Genomic DNA, 15,473 nt, shown 5'->3' with positions numbered 1-15,473 from the left:
CCTGCTGGGGAGCACGTTGACGTAACGAAGGCGCCCGTCGCCGGTCACCCTCAAAGCGCCATGCCGTTCGCCGCCCCGATGCATCAGTCGTCGCCGTTCCCCGCTCCATCCACGGCCGCCACTCCGCTTGCAACCTGCGCGGCGACTCGCAGCAAGCGGATCTGTTTTCGATAGTTCCGGCATCCGCTGCAAGTCGGCAGATGCAGCTGGATCGCGACCCATTCGCCGGTCGACAGCGCCCGGTCGAGCGCATCGGATAGCAGCCGCGTGATGTCCTTACACTTCCCCATTCGCATCCTCGCTGGATAGACCTTTTTCGCTCAGGCACGTGCGCAGCCGCAATCGCGCGCGATAGATCAGCACGCTGCAATAATTCGCGTTGATCTGCAGTTCGGCGCAGATCGCCGCGATGTCGAGGTCGAGAAACTCGCGCATCATGAACACGCGTCCGATGTGCTCGGGCAGATGCTCGAGGCACATCTCGAACAGCGTCCAGAACTGCTGCTGACGCAACGCGGTTTCGGGCGTCGGCCACGGACGCGGTTTGGTCTCGCGCGACCAATGGCCGTTCTCCTTGAAGAGTTCCCGATCGAGCAGCGACTCGCCGTCGAGTTCGGCTTCGAGCGCCGACAGATTGACCGTGCGCTGTCGCGCGCGCAGCGTGTCGACGAGTTTGTGGCGCAAGATGCCGTACACCCAGGTCCTGTGCTCCGACTGCGCGGCGAAGCGCCCGGCCTGTGTCCACGCGGCAGTCAGGGCTTCCTGCACGGCGTCCTCGGCGGCTGCGGCATCGCGCAATTGCAGTCGGGCGAAGCGCACGAGGTCGCCGCGTAATCGCGTGAGATAAATGGGATCGTCAGGCGAGGGGCCGCCCTGCTGCATCACGGCGTGCTCCGTCGATGCGCGTGTTGCCCGGCAACGTCGGGATTCATGAGCGGATGGCCGTCCTCGGACAGTTTGCGGATGTGTGCGCCATTCTCCCTCACGTTGCTGCCCTAGCGAATCGGTATTGAACATATCCCACCGGAAATCGATGACCAAAACAACTTGGTCGCGCGGCACGGCCGGTTATGACAGCGGATATCGATTATTGCGCGACATGGAATCTCGGGCCTGTGCGAAAAGGCCTCTGAACCGCCGCATTGCCTTGGCGAAGCGTGCGGATCAACCACCGATCCCGTGCGGTCAAGCAACAGCGATTATTTCAATTTGTAAAAAAATATCTTCCCATCTTCGCTGTTTATGGGCGCGGGCCGGCTCGCTATTCTTCACGCGACCGATCGCAACAGATCGCGCAACCGTACGCTTACGAGGACTCGTACCATGAAACGCATTTTCTCGGCCCTGATTGCTTCGGCCGCACTATTCGCCGCGGCCTGCGGTGCCGCTGATGCCGCCGCTCCGGCGCAGACCTGCAACGGTCCGGCGTCGTACTGCAACGTATTTTTCGGCAACTGAGCGGCACGTCGAAATAGACGGCCCAGCATCACGAGAAAAGGGCGCCGGCGACGGCGCCCTTTTCTCATTCAGCGCGGATGGCGTGATCCGGTCTCCGGAATGTCAATTGCGTCCCATTGCCTCCAATTCGCCTCGCCCGAAGGCATGCTTGATTGAGAAGGCGAAAGTTCCACTTATCCACAAGGTTATTCAGAGATTTTGTGGATAACTTCTCGCCTTGCGAGGTTATCCACCGGACGGTGTCGCACGCTCCCCTGCCGATCGGCACTCGCCCCGCCGGATTCGCCATGGCCCGGGCGTTTCGCGCAAGTATTGCCTATGATGGACAGTCCACACTATTGCGCGTCGAGCGCGTTACCCCGAGGAAGCGAACCATGCCCTATCACATTGCAGTGGTCGTTGGCAGCCTGCGGCGGGACTCCTTCAATCGCCAGCTGGCACAAGCGGTGATTTCCCTTGCTCCATCCGATTTCAGCTTCGAATACATTGATATCGGCTCCTTGCCGCTGTACTCCCAGGAGTACGACGCCGACTATCCCGAAGCCGGCAAAAAGCTCAAGGAGCGCGTGCAAGCCGCGAACGGCCTGCTGTTCGTCACGCCCGAATACAACCGCTCGATCCCCGGCGTGCTGAAAAACGCGATCGACTGGGGCTCGCGGCCATGGGGCACGAACTCCTGGGCCAACAAGCCCGGCGCGGTAATCGGAACCTCGCTCGGCGCAACCGGCACGGCACTCGCGCAGCAGCATCTGCGCAACGTGCTCGCCTATCTCGACGTTGCCACCCTGGGGCAGCCCGAGGTTTTCATCAAACACGATCCGTCGGTGATCAACGAAAAAGGCGAGATCGTCAACGACGGCACGCGCAAGTTCCTGCAGAGCTTCATGGACCGCTACGTCCAATGGGTCAAGCGGCATGGGGCGGTGTAGCGCGACCTGGCGCGGCTGACGCCGGTCGGACCGCGCGCCTCGCGCCTACACGTGGTGATGCCCGGTCACCCGCTCCCAACCATGACGCACCGCGAGCTTGAAGCGCTCCCACGGGATGTCCGGCGCTGTGGCTTCCCAGTAGCGCCGCGCTTCGGGCTCGATTTCTTCCCACGGACGATCGCGGAATCGCGCGTCGCGGCCGATTTCCGTGCCGTAGCGATAGGCCGGCACGTAGTCTTCGTAGCGCGCGTCCTCAGCCGCGTGGTGCTCGTCGTGGTGCGAGCGGAAATCTTCTTCGTACTCCAGGCATTCGTCCGGCATCTGGGCGCCCGGACCGATGCCCGGCTGTCCGACTTCGGGGACGATCTCGGACGGCTGCGTCCCCGGCTTCGCTCCCGCCTCGGTCGTCACGCTCGACGTGCGGGGTGTACCCGGCATCACCGCGCCGATCCCCAGCTCGTCGAGCACCGAGTGATCCCGGTCGCGGCCTGCCGGCGTGTCCGGCTCGGGAGGGCGGTCGCCCACATCGGTTGCGCCGAGCCGCACGAGCGTATTGCGCGCGAGCTCCGCGTGCGATTCGCTCGTCGCGTGAACGCAGACGAGCACCGCGCCGCGCCGCATCGCTTCTGCGTAGCGCGCGGTGTCCGAGGAGCGCGGGCCGGTCGAGAACAGGCTGGCGAGAAAGCGCTCGATATTTGCGAGCACGCCTCCGTTGGCGACCTCGCTGGTGGCCGAGCCGACGGAAGGTCCGGCGTTCGCCTGCAACTCGATCTTCTCGCGCGCAAAACCGGTTCGCACAAGCGTGTCGCGGGCGGCTTCAGCCTGCATGTAGGTGTCGAATAAACCTATCACCGTGTGTTCCATGGTTGTCTCCCGGCATGTTCTGCTGGGACGGGCTGCGCCAGAGGCGGCACCGTCGCCTTGCCGTCTTTCGGTATGCAACGTTCATGCCCTTGCGCCACCGCGCGCGGGTGCTGCTCCTATGCGCGGCCGCGACTTCCGTTGTACTGCGCATGAAGCGCGCTCGCAATGCAAAAATGCGCGACGTGCGGCCGCCGCGCTTTTTACAAAGTCTGGTAAATGACGCCTGGGTGAGAACGGGCGATCGGCCTCAGTTATCGGCCGGATGGGTGGCCGCATCGGTGCGGGCTTGCGCGACGTTGTGCTGGATCGTTTCGAGCAGCTTTTCGAGCAGGCCGATATCGAACGGCTTGGACAGCACGCGCACGTTCGCGTGGCGCGCGCGGTCGAGTTCCTCCGCATAGCCGGTCACCAGAATGACCGGAAGCTGCGCGTCGAACCCGAGCACGGCTTCGGCCAGATCGATGCCGTTCATCTTTCCGGGCATGTGAATGTCCGACAGCACCAGATCGAACGGCAGCCGCTCGCTGGTGCTCGCGCGCTTCGCGCAGGCCTCGTCGAGCACGCGCAGCGCGGTGTCGGCATTGAACACGCAGGTGACCTTATGACCCATCATCTGCAACAGCGCCTCGGTGCCGGCGGCGACTTCTTCGTTGTCCTCGACGAGCAGCACGCGCAGACCCAGCGGCGCGCCGCTTTCGGGCGCGCGCGCGTCGGCCGGTCCGCTCGCCGGCGGCTCGGCCGACGCGCGCGGCAGATAGAGCCGCACCGAAGTGCCCGCGCCGATCGCGCTGTCGATCGCCGCGAGGCCGCCCGAGCTCTCGCAGAACGCAAACACCTGCGGTAGCCCGAGCCCCGTGCCCATGCCTTTTGGCTTGGTCGTGAAGAGCGGTTCGAACGCGCGCGCGAGCACATCGGGCGCCATGCCTGTGCCGGTGTCTTCGAGCGACAGTTGCACGAATTCGCCGGTCAGCGGAAAGCCGTCCTCGTGACGGAACACGACGTTGCTCGCGCGCACGGTGAAGCGCCCGCCGTTGGCCATCGCATCGCGCGCGTTGACCGCGACGTTGATGAGCGCGAGTTCGAGTTCGGCGACGTCGACGCGCACCGGCCACGTCTCGATGCCGCTATCGATCACGAGTGAGACCTTCGCGCCGAGCGACGCACTCAGCAACTCGCGGCACGACGGCAGCCAGCGTTCGAGCGACAGCGTCTCGGTGCGCAGCGGCTGCTTGCGCGCGACGCCGAGCAGCTGCCTCGTCAGCGACTGGCCGCTCTTCAACGCGCGCTCCATCGCGGCCAGTTCGCGCTCCAGCCCGTCGACGCCGCGCCGCCGCACGATCTGCACATTGGCCGAGAGGATCATCAGCAGGTTGTTGAAGTCGTGCGCGACGCTGCCGACCAGCGTGCCGAGCGCTTCCATCTTGCGCGACTGGCGGTACGCGGATTCTATCGAGCGGCGCATCGACGCCTCGGCCTGCCAGCGCTCCCACGCCTCCTCTTCGGCGCCGAGGCGGCGCAGCGACAGCCAGATCACGCACCACAGCGCGATCGACGGCGTGAACATCGACAGGATCAGGACGCTCAGGTGCTTGTACCAGCCGGCCCAGATGGCCGAGGTGCGATAGCCGCACAGCACATAGACCGGATACGAGCCGACGTGCCGGAACGCGACGATCACGTTGCCGCCGGCGAAGCTCGAATGCATCCGCACGACACCCGAGCGCTGTCCCTGTCTGACCGCTTCGGCGAACGGCGAATCGGCCGAGAGCGCGGTCGGCTCGCGCGGGCCGCGCGGGAAATGCGCAAGCACCGCGCCGTCGGTGCGCACGAGGCTCATGATGATCGGCGTATCGTCGCTGCTGCCGAGCAATTCGCGATAGAACGCGTCGAAATAGCTGGGCCGCAGCGCAATCGACACGACACCCGCGAACGAGCCATTGGGCGCCTGGCGCTCGACCCCCATGTTGAACACCTGTTCGCCGCTCACGTGCCCCGTCATCACTTTCGACACGTGTTCGAGTTCGTTGCCGTCGCGGATGCCGACGAAATCGTCGCGCTGACCGACCGAAAGCTCCGGCGACGGATACAGGCGGCTGCTCACGAGCAGCGCACCCTCCTCACCGTAAATCGACACCGAGGCCACCTGCGGATAGCCGCCGCCCATCGAGCGCAGCTTGTCGTGAATCGTCTGTTCGCGCGCGCGGATGCCGTCGTCGTCGAGGCCCGCGGTCAGATCGACGATGCGCGAGTTCAGCGTCTCGTTCATGTCGAACACCTTCAACGCGTGTTCTTCGGCGACGCGCACCGTGCGCAGCGTCAGATCGGTCGCGTCGGCCTCGCGCGAGCGCAAATCGGTCAATGCCATTGCTGCGACGTAGACGAACGGCAGCACGATCGCCGCGACCAGCAGCGCGATCAGCGTGATGCGACGCACCTGGAAATTCTGTTCCGGCACGGCGGGAAACAACGCGTCGTCCTGCTCGCGGGCAGGACGACGCGGAAGGCGGCCCGCGCGCGCGGAGTCGGCCCGGTTTGAAGTCATTGTCGTTGATGGGAGAAGTCGCTCGAAACTGGCAGCCCCGGATCGGGCCGTTGCCGGCACCATGCCGACTTCAGAACAAGCATAGACGCCGCGCGGAAAAATTTGCCGCAAGGCGTGGAGAAAGGGCATTCGCCGTACCGGCCGTTCTTTAAAAGCGGCGTTAAAACAGCGACGAATCGGGAACCGCAAACGTACACAAAAGTATAAATATAAAAGTAATTCGCGTCAGATGAGATAATTATTTCCGAAACGGTCCCAACATGGGAAGATGTCCTCATCGATGGCATTTCTGGCGAGTTGCCTTTATGCGAATTTGCTTCGACAATCCTCTTCACAATAAAGGGCCGCTTTCCCGTCCGTGGGCGACATCGTCAAGGTCCGTGAAACGCGTCCTGCTGTACTCGCACCCCTCTCGCCAAAGGCAACTGTAATTCGACAGGCGTTACTGTACCTGGTCGCGCGGCGGCTTGGCATGACGCCAGGATGAATGAGCGGATTCCTTTACCCGACACCAGCCCAAACCACCCGACCCGCCGTTGCCATGCTGCCAATTGTGATCGCCGACGATTCGCTGCTCGCCCGCAAGCTGCTCACCCGAGCACTGCCGCCGGACTGGAACGTCGACGTGTCCTACGCAGCGAACGGGTTCGAGGCGCTCACGTTGTATCGCGAGGGCAAGGCATCAGTCATGTTCCTCGATCTGACGATGCCGGACATGACCGGCTACCAGGTTCTCGAAGCGCTGCAGCAGGAGGACCTGAACACTTTCGTGATCGTCGTTTCCGCCGACGTGCAGCCGCTTGCCCAGGAGCGCGTGCGCGAACTCGGCGCGATCGCGTTCATCGAAAAGCCGGTGACGCCCGAGGCGGTCCTGCCCATCCTCAAGGAGTACGGCTTGTATGTCTGAGCCCGCCCTCACCGAAGACCGCCGCGACGCGCTGCAGGAAATCGCCAACCTCGCGATGGGCCAGGCCGCGACGCGGCTCGCGCGACTGCTCGATTCGTTCATCGAACTGTCGGTACCGCGCGTGAAGATGGTCGCGGTGAGCGACGCTGCGCGCACGCTGCGCGAGATGACCCGCATCGACGACACGGTCAGCGCGGTGCGTCAGGGCTTTCGCTCGGACATCAAGGGCGAAGTGCTGGTGATCTGCCGCAGCGACAGCATCACGCAGCTGTGCTCGCTCATCGACGATCCATACGCGCGCTCGAGCTACGAGGCGATCGGAGAGCGGGAGCTGATGCTCGACGTCGCGAACCTGCTGTCCGGCGCGTGTGTCTCGTCGATTCTCGACCAGCTCGGCCGCACGCCGGTGTTTTCCGCGCCGGGTCTGCTCGGCGAGACGCTGACGCTCGACGAAGTGTTCCAGCCCGGCGTGCTGCAATGGGAGGTGGCGCTGCTGGTCGAAGTGAATTTCGCGCTCGAACACCAGAGCTTTCGCGCCCACCTGGTGATGCTGATGGCCGAGGAATCGATCCATCACATGAACGAAGCGCTCGATGCGCTGCTGTCCAGCTTATGAATGTCCCCGTGGAATCCTTGAGCGACCTCGTGGTCGAGCGGGTTGGTTTCGGTATTTTCGTGCTCGACCGGGACCTGAACGTGCTGATGTGGAATCGCTTCATGCAGGACCATAGCGGTCTGTCGGCGGAGCAGGTGGTCGGCCGCTCGATCTTCCTGAACTTTCCGGAACTGCCGCGCGTGTGGCTGTCGCGCAAGGTCGAGAGCGTGTTCCAGCTCGGCAGCTTCGCGTTCAGCTCGTGGGAGCAGCGCCCGTATCTGTTCAAATTCGATCACGACCGGCCGATCACCGGCGGGGTCGACTTCATGCAGCAGGACTGCACCTTCATGCCGCTGATGCGCGGGCGTGAAGTGGTCGCCGTGTGCGTGACCATTTCCGACGTCACCCATGTGAGCATCGTGCAGCGCGAACGCGAAGAGGCGGTCGCGAAGCTGCAGGAGTACGCCAATCGCGACGGACTGACCGGCATCGCGAACCGGCGGTTTTTCGAAGCGCGGCTGCGCGACGAATTCACACGCTGGCAGCGCTATGGCGGTGACATGTCGATGCTGCTGTTCGACCTCGATCACTTCAAGAAGATCAACGACCAGTTCGGTCACGGCGTTGGCGATACGGTGCTGCGCGTGATGGCGCAGCGTGTCAGCGGCGTGGTGCGCGCGCAGGATACGTTCGGGCGCTTCGGCGGCGAGGAGTTTGCGCTGTTGCTGCCGTGCACGCCGCTCGACGACGCAATGCTCGTGGCGGAGAAAATTCGTTGCGTGATCGAGGAAACGCCGATCGAACTGATCGGCACCAGCGTGCCGGTCACGGCGAGCCTTGGCGGCGCGGCGGCGCGTGACGGCGTGCCCGCCTACGACGTGCTGATCAACGAAGCCGACGCGGCGCTGTATCGCGCAAAGCGCCAGGGCCGTAACTGCGCGGTCGCGTTCCGGCTCGCGGGAGCATGAAGCGCCGGCGGAGGCGGCGCGGTTCGACCCCTTCGGGCCGTGCCGTCAGATGGCCTTCGCTTCCGTCCCCTTATTGGCCGACGGATCTGCGGTCACCGGCAAAGATTGCTATACTTTTCGCCGTTTCCGGCTGCCTGGCCGGATATTTCGCGCGTGTCCGCGCGCGCGCCCAGTGCCCTGCGGGTCGGCTTGAAAAACTTCTTTGAACGCCTTTCAGCGGGCGCCTCCAGCGGAGATCGTCTTGGCTGTTTCCAATCTTGTCGTGGACGATACTGAAATCGACGCCGCTGCTGCCACGTCCGGCAGCTCGTTTTATCTCGCCATGCGCATCCTGCCGGCGGAGCAGCGCGATGCGATGTATCAGGTCTACGCGTTCTGCCGCGCCGTCGACGACATCGCCGATAGCGACCTGCCGCGTGCCGAACGCGCGGCCGGGCTCGAGCAGTGGCGCGCCGACATCGACGCGTGCTATGCCGGTCAGCCGCGCCCGTCGCTGCGCGCGCTGACGCGACACATTCATACTTTTCACCTGCAACGCGAGGATTTTCACGCGATGATCGACGGCATGGCGATGGACGCCGCCGCCGACATCTGCGCGCCCGACGACGCCACGCTTGACCTCTATTGCGACCGCGTCGCGAGCGCGGCCGGCCGTTTGTCGGTGAGGATATTCGGGATGCGTGACGAGCCGGGCCGGCTGCTCGCGCACCATCTCGGGCGCGCGCTGCAACTCACCAATATATTGCGCGACATCGACGAAGACGCCGGTATCAACCGCTGCTACCTGCCGCTCGAGCTGCTCGCGCGCGAAGGCATCGCGGCTGCGAACCCGCGGCAGATCGCCGACGATCCGTCGCTGCCGCGCGTGTGCGCGACGCTCGCCGAGCGCGCGAAGCAGCACTTCGCCGAATCCGACGCGATCATGGATCGTGAGCCGCGTGCTCACGTGCGCGCGCCGCGCATCATGTCGGGCGTCTATCGCGTGCTGCTCGAGCGCACGCTGGAGCGCGGCTTCGACGTTCCGCGCACGAAGGTCAGCAAGCCGAAGCTGCGCTTGCTGTGGATCGTCGCGCGTTACGCGCTTTTCTGAGCTGATGCCCAGGCTCGTCCACGTGGTCGGTGCGGGCGTGGCTGGGCTCGCCGCCGCTGTGCAGTTGCAGCGGCGCGGCGCACGGGTCGTGCTGCATGAAGCGCAGGATCACGCGGGCGGCCGCTGCCGGTCGTACTACGACGAGAAGCTCGGCGCGACGCTCGACAGCGGCAATCACATCGTGCTGTCCGCCAATGCCGCGACGCTGAACTACGCGCGCGCGATCGGCGCCGCCGACGAACTGGTCGGTCCCGCGCAGCCCGTGTATCCGTTCGTCGATCTGGCCACGCTTTCGCGTTGGACCGTCCGTCTGTCGCCGGGACGCTTGCCGTGGTGGATTTTCGATGCGCACGCGCGCGTGCCGAATACGGGTCCGTCCGATTACCTGTCGCTCGTGCCGCTGCTGTTCGCCAAGCCGGGCCGCAGCGTCGCGCAGACGATGCGCTGCGACGGTCCGCTGTGGGACCGCCTGCTGCGGCCGTTGCTGCATGCGCTGCTCAATCTCGATCCGCGCGACGCGTCGGCCGAGCTGACTGGCGCACTCGCGCGCGAGACGCTGCTCGCGGGCGGGCTGGCGTGCCGGCCGCTCGTCGCCCGTCATGGACTTGGCAGCGCGTTCGTCGATCCGGCGCTGCGGCTGCTGCAGCATGGCGGCGCGGCCATCCGGCTCGGTTCGCGTCTGCGCGACATCACGTTTGCGGCCGACCCCGCGCGGGCGCAGGCGCTGCATTTCGCCGACGACAGCATCGCGCTCGGCGCCGACGAGGCGGTGATTCTCGCGCTGCCGCCCGACGCCGCCGCGGCGCTCGTGCCGGGTCTGTGCGCACCGACGCGCTTCGCGGCCGCGCTCAACGTGCATTTCGCGGTCGAGCCGCCGATCGGCTTGCCGCAGATCACGGCGCTGCTGAACGGAACGGCCGAATGGCTGTTCGCTTTCGACGAGCGCCTGTCAGTCACGGTGAACGGCGCCGAGCGGCTGCTGGACACGTCGCATGACGCGCTTGCGGCGATCGTCTGGGCCGAGGTCGCACGGGCGGTCAAGCTGCCGCTCGCGCCGTTGCCGCGCTGGCAGGTGTCGATGGAACCGCGCGCCACGTTTGCCGCGCTGCCTGCGCAGGAGACATTGCGGCCGGGCACGCGCACTCGCTGGAACAATTTGCTGCTCGCGGGAGACTGGACGGCCACCGGCCTTCCCGCGATGCTCGAAGGCGCGATCCGCTCCGGCCAAAAGGCCGCGGATGCGCTGTTGAATCAACCGATGGAACGCAGATGAACGACTTATCTCAGACCCAGCCACCCGACGCGGTACTGCCTGAACCCGCCGACGCGGCGCCGAACCCGGTCGAAGCCGGCATGGTTGCCGACACGCCTACCGCGGCGCACGCAACGGCCGCCGCCACGCCGGCGCCAGTGCAAGCCGCGTCCCCGAGCGCGCTCGACGCGTCGATCACGCGCGCCATCGACGCGATCCTCGCCGCGCAGCAGCCCGACGGCCATTGGGTCTACGAGCTCGAAGCCGACGCGACGATTCCGGCCGAATACGTGCTGCTGGTCCACTATCTCGGCGAAACGCCGAACCTCGAACTCGAACAGAAGATCGCGCGTTATCTGCGCCGTATCCAGTTGCCGAACGGCGGCTGGCCGCTTTTCACCGATGGCGCGCTCGACATCAGCGCGAGCGTGAAGGCGTACTTCGCGCTGAAGATGATCGGCGACCCGGTCGACGCCGAGCACATGGTGCGGGCGCGCGACGCAATTCTCGCGCACGGCGGCGCGGAACACGCGAACGTTTTCACGCGCATCCTGCTCGCGCTGTTCGGCGTAGTGTCGTGGCGCGCGGTGCCGATGATGCCGGTCGAGATCATGCTGCTGCCGGTGTGGTTTCCGTTCCATCTGTCGAAGGTGTCCTACTGGGCGCGTACGGTGATCGTGCCGCTGCTCGTGCTCAACGCGAAGCGGCCGCTCGCGCGCAATCCGCGCAAGGTGCGCATCGACGAGCTGTTCCGCGGCGCGCCGGTGAACACCGGCATGAACCAACGCGCGCCGCATCAGCATGCGGGCTGGTTCGGCTTTTTCCGTTGTGTCGATACGGTGCTGCGCGCGGTCGATGGCCTGTTGCCGAAGGCCACGCGCGAACGCGCGATCCGCGCAGCGGTCGCGTTCGTCGACGAACGGCTGAACGGCGAGGACGGCCTCGGCGCGATTTTCCCGGCGATGGCCAACTCGGTGATGATGTATGACGTGCTCGGCTATCCGGCCGATCATCCGCATCGCGCGATCGCGCGCAAGTCGCTCGAGAAGCTGCTCGTCATCAAGGACGACGAAGCGTATTGCCAGCCGTGTCTGTCGCCGGTGTGGGATACGTCGCTCGCCGCGCATGCTTTGCTCGAAACTGGCGAGGCGCGCGCCGAACAGGCGGCCGAACGCGGCCTCGCGTGGCTGCGTCCGCTGCAGATTCTCGACGTGCGCGGCGACTGGATCTCGCGCCGTCCGAACGTGCGGCCGGGCGGCTGGGCGTTCCAGTACAACAATGCGCACTACCCGGACGTCGACGATACCGCGGTGGTCGCGATGGCGATGCATCGCTCGGCGGCGCTGACGCAGTCCGATGTGGATCGCGAAGCGATCGCCCGCGCGCGCGAATGGGTGGCCGGCATGCAGAGCAGCGACGGCGGCTGGGGCGCGTTCGAGCCGGAAAACACGCAGTACTACCTGAACAACATTCCGTTCTCCGATCACGGCGCGCTGCTCGATCCGCCCACCGCGGATGTGTCGGGCCGCTGTCTGTCGATGTTCGCGCAGATCGGTGAACTGCCGCAAAGCAGCGAGCCGGCGCGGCGCGCGCTGGACTACATGCTGCAGGAGCAGGAGCAGGATGGCAGTTGGTACGGCCGCTGGGGCCTGAACTACATTTACGGCACGTGGACCGCGCTGTGTTCGCTGAACGCCGCCGGCATGCCGCACGACGACCCGCGCATGCGGCGCGCGGTGCAATGGCTCGTGTCGATCCAGAACGACGACGGCGGTTGGGGCGAGGGCGGCGAGAGCTACAAGCTCGACTATCGCGGCTACGAGCGCGCCCCGAGCACCGCGTCGCAGACCGCATGGGCGCTGCTCGGTCTGATGGCGGCTGGCGAGGTCAATCACGAGTCGGTCGCGCGCGGTATCGGCTATCTGCAGCGTGAGCAGCGCGAGCACGGGCTGTGGGACGAAACGCGCTTTACCGCGACCGGCTTTCCGCGTGTGTTCTATCTGCGCTACCACGGCTATCGCAAGTTCTTCCCGTTGTGGGCGCTCGCACGCTTCCGTCATCTGAAGCGCAATGGGCTCACGCGCGTGACGGTCGGGATGTGACGGATGTCTGTGTCGATGACGCCGTCCATGAGGACGGGCGATAGCAGTTTGCCGGTAATCGTCGTGACGGGCATGGCGTTCGAGGCGCGTATCGCGCGCGGTGACGGCAGCGAGCGCGTCGAGGTCGTGTACGCGGCTCGCGCCGATCTGCTCGAGCGCGCGCTGAACGCGGCGGTCGCTCGCGGCGCGGCGGGGATCGTCAGTTTCGGCACGGCAGGTGGGCTCGCGCCGGAGCTGGAGCCGGGGGCGTTGATCGTCGCTGATGCGGTGCATGGGCCGTTCGGACGCATCGGCACGGATCGGCAATGGACGGAGCGGATTGCCGCCGCGGTGACTTCAGAGGGGCTCGCGGCGCGTGTGCGACGCGGCGCGATGGCGTCGGTCGCCGCGCCGCTGATCACCGCCGAAGACAAACGCGCGCTGCATGAATCGACCGGCGCACTGGCGGTGGACATGGAATCGCACATCGCCGGCGCGACCGCTGCTGCTCATGGATTGCCATTTGCCGTGTGTCGCGCGATCGTCGATCCGGCCTGGCGCACGCTGCCACCTGCTGCGACGGCGGGCTTGCGCGACGACGGCAGCACCGCGCTCGGGCCGATTCTGCGGGAATTGCTGCGGCAGCCGTCGCAATTGGGCGCGCTGTTGCGCCTCGCTGCCGATGCGCGCGCCGCGCGGACCACGTTGGTCGAGGCGCGTGGGGCCTTGGGGAAGGGGGGCGTGCTGCGGATGACAGCCGTTGCTTGAGGTTCCAGCCCTCACTAGTTCCCGGAAGCCCCCGCCCCAGCGCCTTCAATTACGCCGGGCGGTCATTCAGCAGGCGGCGCGGATCGGGGTGAATGGGCGAATTTATGCTATTTGTATAAAAGCGATACAGCGCGATGTAAATCTTCGTCAAATTTCATATTAAAAATAGACCTGTTTTTATGATGGCGGTAAAGATCAAATTCCTTATCACGGAGTTTGATCAGCATGGAATGGGACAAAGTTGGTGCGGTGCGTTTCCTTCAAGCGCACGCGCGGTCGACCAGTATCAGTGCATGCGCGCAATACACGCGAGAAGCCATTCAGGCGGGCGGTATATACCTGGCGCGTACCAGGCTGGCCAAAGATTATGGTTCATCGCTTGCTGGTGCCGGCTTCTACGAGGTGCGCGACGAACCGCAAGCTGGTGATGTTGTGGTGATTCAGGCAACTGGCACACACATCCGGACATATGGCGATGTTTGACGGGAGGATATGGATCTCTGACTTCAGGCAGATGCACGGCTTTTACCCGGGTCCCGAATATCGGGCGAACCGACCCGCCTACAAAATGTACCGGCATGACTGAAATGAAAAGATTCCTCCTACTGGCATTTGCCACGCTGACTACCGCATTGGGTGTGATGCAGCCTGCAACGGCAGCAGGGCCTAACACCCCTGAAGCGATCGTCAAGTCGTTCTACACCTGGTACGTCGGAAAACAGGATGCACGGAACCCGCGATACTTTCAGCTAACGGACGATACGATTTACGGTTTTGTGTCGAAGAACACGGTAGATACGCTGAGGGACGACTATAGGCACAATCGTTTGCCGGGAGACACCGATTACTTCACGCGCGTTCAGGATCTCGACAAGGAAGAGGACACCGCCCTCGTCCCTGTTGCATTGTTCGTTTCCATCGATCTGACAACGCCCGTCGTCTGACGCTGACGACGGACAAAGCGACTAATTTCGGACGGATTGACAAAAGCGCTATTGCGGTGCCGATGCCGGTGCAGCAGGCGCGGCTGGCGTCGCGCCCGCGCCACTGTCGCCCGGATCGGCATAGTTCGGCAGATTTCCGCCCGGCGCGTTGTGTGCACCGCCTGAAGCCCCGTCGGGCGCCGGCGCGGACTCACCCGGATCGGTGTAATTGGGTAGCGCGCCCGGCGCGCCCCTGGCCGCGCCGCCCGCTCCCGAAGCGCCGTTGGGCGCTTCCTTCACATCGCCCGGATCGGAATAGTTCGGCAGCCCGCCCGCCGGCGCGCCGGCCGCGGGTGCAGCAGGGCCTGTATCGCTGTGATCGTCAAGATCCTCGTAATTCGGCAGCGGCGCAGGGGCAGCGCTCGTGCCGCGCAAACGCGCGAGGCGCTGCTGGGTATAGGCGTCGCGTACGAACGAGTATTTGTCGAGCGCGGCCTGCTGCAACAGGTCGGTCGCGCCGAGCAGATCCGAGCGCGTGCTCACGAACTGCAGCACATACAGCGGATTGCGTGTCGCGGGTTCGACGTAGTTCAGCGGATTGAACTTCACGTCGACGACCAGCCCCATGCTGTCGCGCACCGTGCTCGGCCCAAATAGCGGCAGCACGAGATACGGACCCGACGGAATACCCCAATGCCCGAGCGTCAGACCGAAGTCCTGGTGATGCTTGGGCAGCCCGGCCGGAGTCGCCCAATCGAGCAGACCGCCAATGCCGAACACCGAGTTGAACGCGAAGCGGATGATGTCTTCGGTCGCATCGGTGATCTTCAACTGCAGCAGCGCATTCGCGGCGTTGGTGAGGTCGCCGAGATTCGAGAAGAAATTGCTCACAGCCGTGCGCAGCGGCTGGGGTGTTACTTTCTGGTAGCCCTTCGCGACCGGCGTGGCGATATAGCGGTCCACTCCGTCGTTGAAATTGAAGATCACCCGGTTCACCGGCTCGAACGGATCGCCCGGCTTGCGGTCGGGAGCAGTCGCACAACCGGAAACAAGACCGGCGGCGATGAATGCCAGCGCGGTGTTACGCAGCTTCATG

General features: G+C 64.9%; 16 protein-coding genes. 11 read left to right on the top strand and 5 right to left on the bottom strand.

Features of this window, described 5'->3' with window-relative positions; genetic code table 11:
- Positions 1-83 precede the first annotated feature (83 nt).
- Together LJ655_RS14210 and LJ655_RS14205 are read right to left on the bottom strand one after the other, a co-directional pair.
- Positions 84-290 carry a zf-HC2 domain-containing protein gene (locus LJ655_RS14210; RefSeq protein WP_230561867.1) on the bottom strand — a complete coding sequence of 69 codons (207 nt, stop codon included), beginning with the start codon at positions 288-290 and terminating at the stop codon, positions 84-86.
- Positions 277-882, bottom strand: coding sequence for an RNA polymerase factor sigma-70 (locus LJ655_RS14205; RefSeq protein ID WP_230561921.1), 606 nt, complete (start codon positions 880-882; stop codon positions 277-279). Before LJ655_RS14205 ends, LJ655_RS14210 begins: the two co-directional genes overlap by 14 nt.
- A 441-nt stretch (positions 883-1,323) precedes the next feature.
- Between LJ655_RS14205 and LJ655_RS30100 the strand changes: the two genes are divergently transcribed.
- Both LJ655_RS30100 and LJ655_RS14200 read left to right on the top strand, forming a co-directional pair.
- Positions 1,324-1,458 carry a hypothetical protein gene (locus tag LJ655_RS30100; protein WP_268991463.1) on the top strand — a complete coding sequence of 45 codons (135 nt, stop codon included), beginning with the start codon at positions 1,324-1,326 and terminating at the stop codon, positions 1,456-1,458.
- 374 nt (positions 1,459-1,832) lie between these two features.
- Entirely contained in the window at positions 1,833-2,387 is a 555-nt protein-coding gene (locus LJ655_RS14200) for an NADPH-dependent FMN reductase (RefSeq protein WP_230561920.1), read from the top strand.
- A 45-nt stretch (positions 2,388-2,432) separates the two neighbouring features.
- Here the strand turns inward: LJ655_RS14200 and LJ655_RS14195 are convergent, their stop codons facing one another.
- Together LJ655_RS14195 and LJ655_RS14190 are read right to left on the bottom strand one after the other, a co-directional pair.
- On the bottom strand, positions 2,433-3,251 hold the full coding sequence (locus LJ655_RS14195) for a hypothetical protein (protein ID WP_230561866.1): 819 nt from the start codon (positions 3,249-3,251) through the stop codon (positions 2,433-2,435).
- A 247-nt stretch (positions 3,252-3,498) separates the two neighbouring features.
- Positions 3,499-5,793, bottom strand: a complete 2,295-nt coding sequence (locus LJ655_RS14190) for a hybrid sensor histidine kinase/response regulator (RefSeq protein ID WP_230561865.1) — start codon at positions 5,791-5,793, stop codon at positions 3,499-3,501.
- Between the two features lie 541 nt (positions 5,794-6,334).
- Here LJ655_RS14190 and LJ655_RS14185 point away from each other — a divergent pair.
- From LJ655_RS14185 to LJ655_RS14145, 9 genes are all read left to right on the top strand, one after another.
- Positions 6,335-6,700: a response regulator gene (locus LJ655_RS14185; RefSeq protein WP_230561864.1), complete on the top strand. Its 366-nt coding sequence runs from the start codon at positions 6,335-6,337 to the stop codon at positions 6,698-6,700.
- The gene (locus tag LJ655_RS14180) at positions 6,693-7,316 is read left to right on the top strand and encodes a chemotaxis protein CheC (protein WP_230561863.1); all 624 of its coding nucleotides are present in this window, start codon (positions 6,693-6,695) and stop codon (positions 7,314-7,316) included. The genes LJ655_RS14185 and LJ655_RS14180 overlap by 8 nt, the downstream gene beginning before the upstream one ends.
- Positions 7,313-8,263, top strand: a complete 951-nt coding sequence (locus LJ655_RS14175) for a sensor domain-containing diguanylate cyclase (protein WP_230561862.1) — start codon at positions 7,313-7,315, stop codon at positions 8,261-8,263. Before LJ655_RS14180 ends, LJ655_RS14175 begins: the two co-directional genes overlap by 4 nt.
- Positions 8,264-8,504: 241 nt before the next feature.
- Positions 8,505-9,353 carry a presqualene diphosphate synthase HpnD gene (gene hpnD / locus LJ655_RS14170; protein ID WP_230561861.1) on the top strand — a complete coding sequence of 283 codons (849 nt, stop codon included), beginning with the start codon at positions 8,505-8,507 and terminating at the stop codon, positions 9,351-9,353.
- 4 nt (positions 9,354-9,357) lie between these two features.
- A complete protein-coding gene (hpnE, locus tag LJ655_RS14165; RefSeq protein ID WP_230561860.1) occupies positions 9,358-10,626 on the top strand; it encodes a hydroxysqualene dehydroxylase HpnE in 1,269 nt (422 codons plus the stop codon).
- Positions 10,623-12,707 (top strand): squalene--hopene cyclase, encoded by a 2,085-nt coding sequence (gene shc / locus LJ655_RS14160; RefSeq protein WP_230561859.1) that lies wholly within the window; start codon positions 10,623-10,625, stop codon positions 12,705-12,707. The genes hpnE and shc overlap by 4 nt, the downstream gene beginning before the upstream one ends.
- 3 nt (positions 12,708-12,710) lie before the next feature.
- A complete protein-coding gene (locus LJ655_RS14155) occupies positions 12,711-13,454 on the top strand; it encodes a phosphorylase (protein ID WP_230561858.1) in 744 nt (247 codons plus the stop codon).
- 225 nt (positions 13,455-13,679) lie between these two features.
- Positions 13,680-13,937, top strand: a complete 258-nt coding sequence (locus LJ655_RS14150; RefSeq protein ID WP_230561857.1) for a hypothetical protein — start codon at positions 13,680-13,682, stop codon at positions 13,935-13,937.
- Between the two features lie 95 nt (positions 13,938-14,032).
- Positions 14,033-14,398, top strand: coding sequence for a YbjP/YqhG family protein (locus LJ655_RS14145; protein WP_230561856.1), 366 nt, complete (start codon positions 14,033-14,035; stop codon positions 14,396-14,398).
- 48 nt (positions 14,399-14,446) lie between these two features.
- Here the strand turns inward: LJ655_RS14145 and LJ655_RS14140 are convergent, their stop codons facing one another.
- Entirely contained in the window at positions 14,447-15,472 is a 1,026-nt protein-coding gene (locus LJ655_RS14140) for an MlaA family lipoprotein (protein ID WP_230561855.1), read from the bottom strand.
- Position 15,473: the final 1 nt, after the last annotated feature.

It is taken from the genome of Paraburkholderia translucens (assembly GCF_020881035.1).
Taxonomy (GTDB): Bacteria; Pseudomonadota; Gammaproteobacteria; order Burkholderiales; family Burkholderiaceae; genus Paraburkholderia; species Paraburkholderia translucens.
Note: the sequence above shows the minus strand (reverse complement) of the source record. Positions and strands in the feature narration are given on the sequence as shown.

Bases quoted from the DNA above. Each gene is read 5' to 3' on its own strand.
- LJ655_RS14145 (WP_230561856.1), top strand. From the start codon at position 14,033: ATGACTGAAATGAAAAGATTCCTCCTACTGGCATTTGCCACGCTGACT.
- LJ655_RS14210 (WP_230561867.1), bottom strand. From the start codon at position 290: ATGGGGAAGTGTAAGGACATCACGCGGCTGCTATCCGATGCGCTCGAC.
- LJ655_RS30100 (WP_268991463.1), top strand. From the start codon at position 1,324: ATGAAACGCATTTTCTCGGCCCTGATTGCTTCGGCCGCACTATTCGCC.
- LJ655_RS14155 (WP_230561858.1), top strand. From the start codon at position 12,711: ATGTCTGTGTCGATGACGCCGTCCATGAGGACGGGCGATAGCAGTTTG.
- LJ655_RS14195 (WP_230561866.1), bottom strand. From the start codon at position 3,251: ATGGAACACACGGTGATAGGTTTATTCGACACCTACATGCAGGCTGAA.
- LJ655_RS14200 (WP_230561920.1), top strand. From the start codon at position 1,833: ATGCCCTATCACATTGCAGTGGTCGTTGGCAGCCTGCGGCGGGACTCC.
- LJ655_RS14175 (WP_230561862.1), top strand. From the start codon at position 7,313: ATGAATGTCCCCGTGGAATCCTTGAGCGACCTCGTGGTCGAGCGGGTT.
- LJ655_RS14150 (WP_230561857.1), top strand. From the start codon at position 13,680: ATGGAATGGGACAAAGTTGGTGCGGTGCGTTTCCTTCAAGCGCACGCG.
- hpnE (WP_230561860.1), top strand. From the start codon at position 9,358: ATGCCCAGGCTCGTCCACGTGGTCGGTGCGGGCGTGGCTGGGCTCGCC.
- LJ655_RS14205 (WP_230561921.1), bottom strand. From the start codon at position 882: ATGCAGCAGGGCGGCCCCTCGCCTGACGATCCCATTTATCTCACGCGA.
- shc (WP_230561859.1), top strand. From the start codon at position 10,623: ATGAACGACTTATCTCAGACCCAGCCACCCGACGCGGTACTGCCTGAA.
- LJ655_RS14190 (WP_230561865.1), bottom strand. From the start codon at position 5,793: ATGACTTCAAACCGGGCCGACTCCGCGCGCGCGGGCCGCCTTCCGCGT.
- LJ655_RS14140 (WP_230561855.1), bottom strand. From the start codon at position 15,472: ATGAAGCTGCGTAACACCGCGCTGGCATTCATCGCCGCCGGTCTTGTT.
- LJ655_RS14180 (WP_230561863.1), top strand. From the start codon at position 6,693: ATGTCTGAGCCCGCCCTCACCGAAGACCGCCGCGACGCGCTGCAGGAA.
- LJ655_RS14185 (WP_230561864.1), top strand. From the start codon at position 6,335: ATGCTGCCAATTGTGATCGCCGACGATTCGCTGCTCGCCCGCAAGCTG.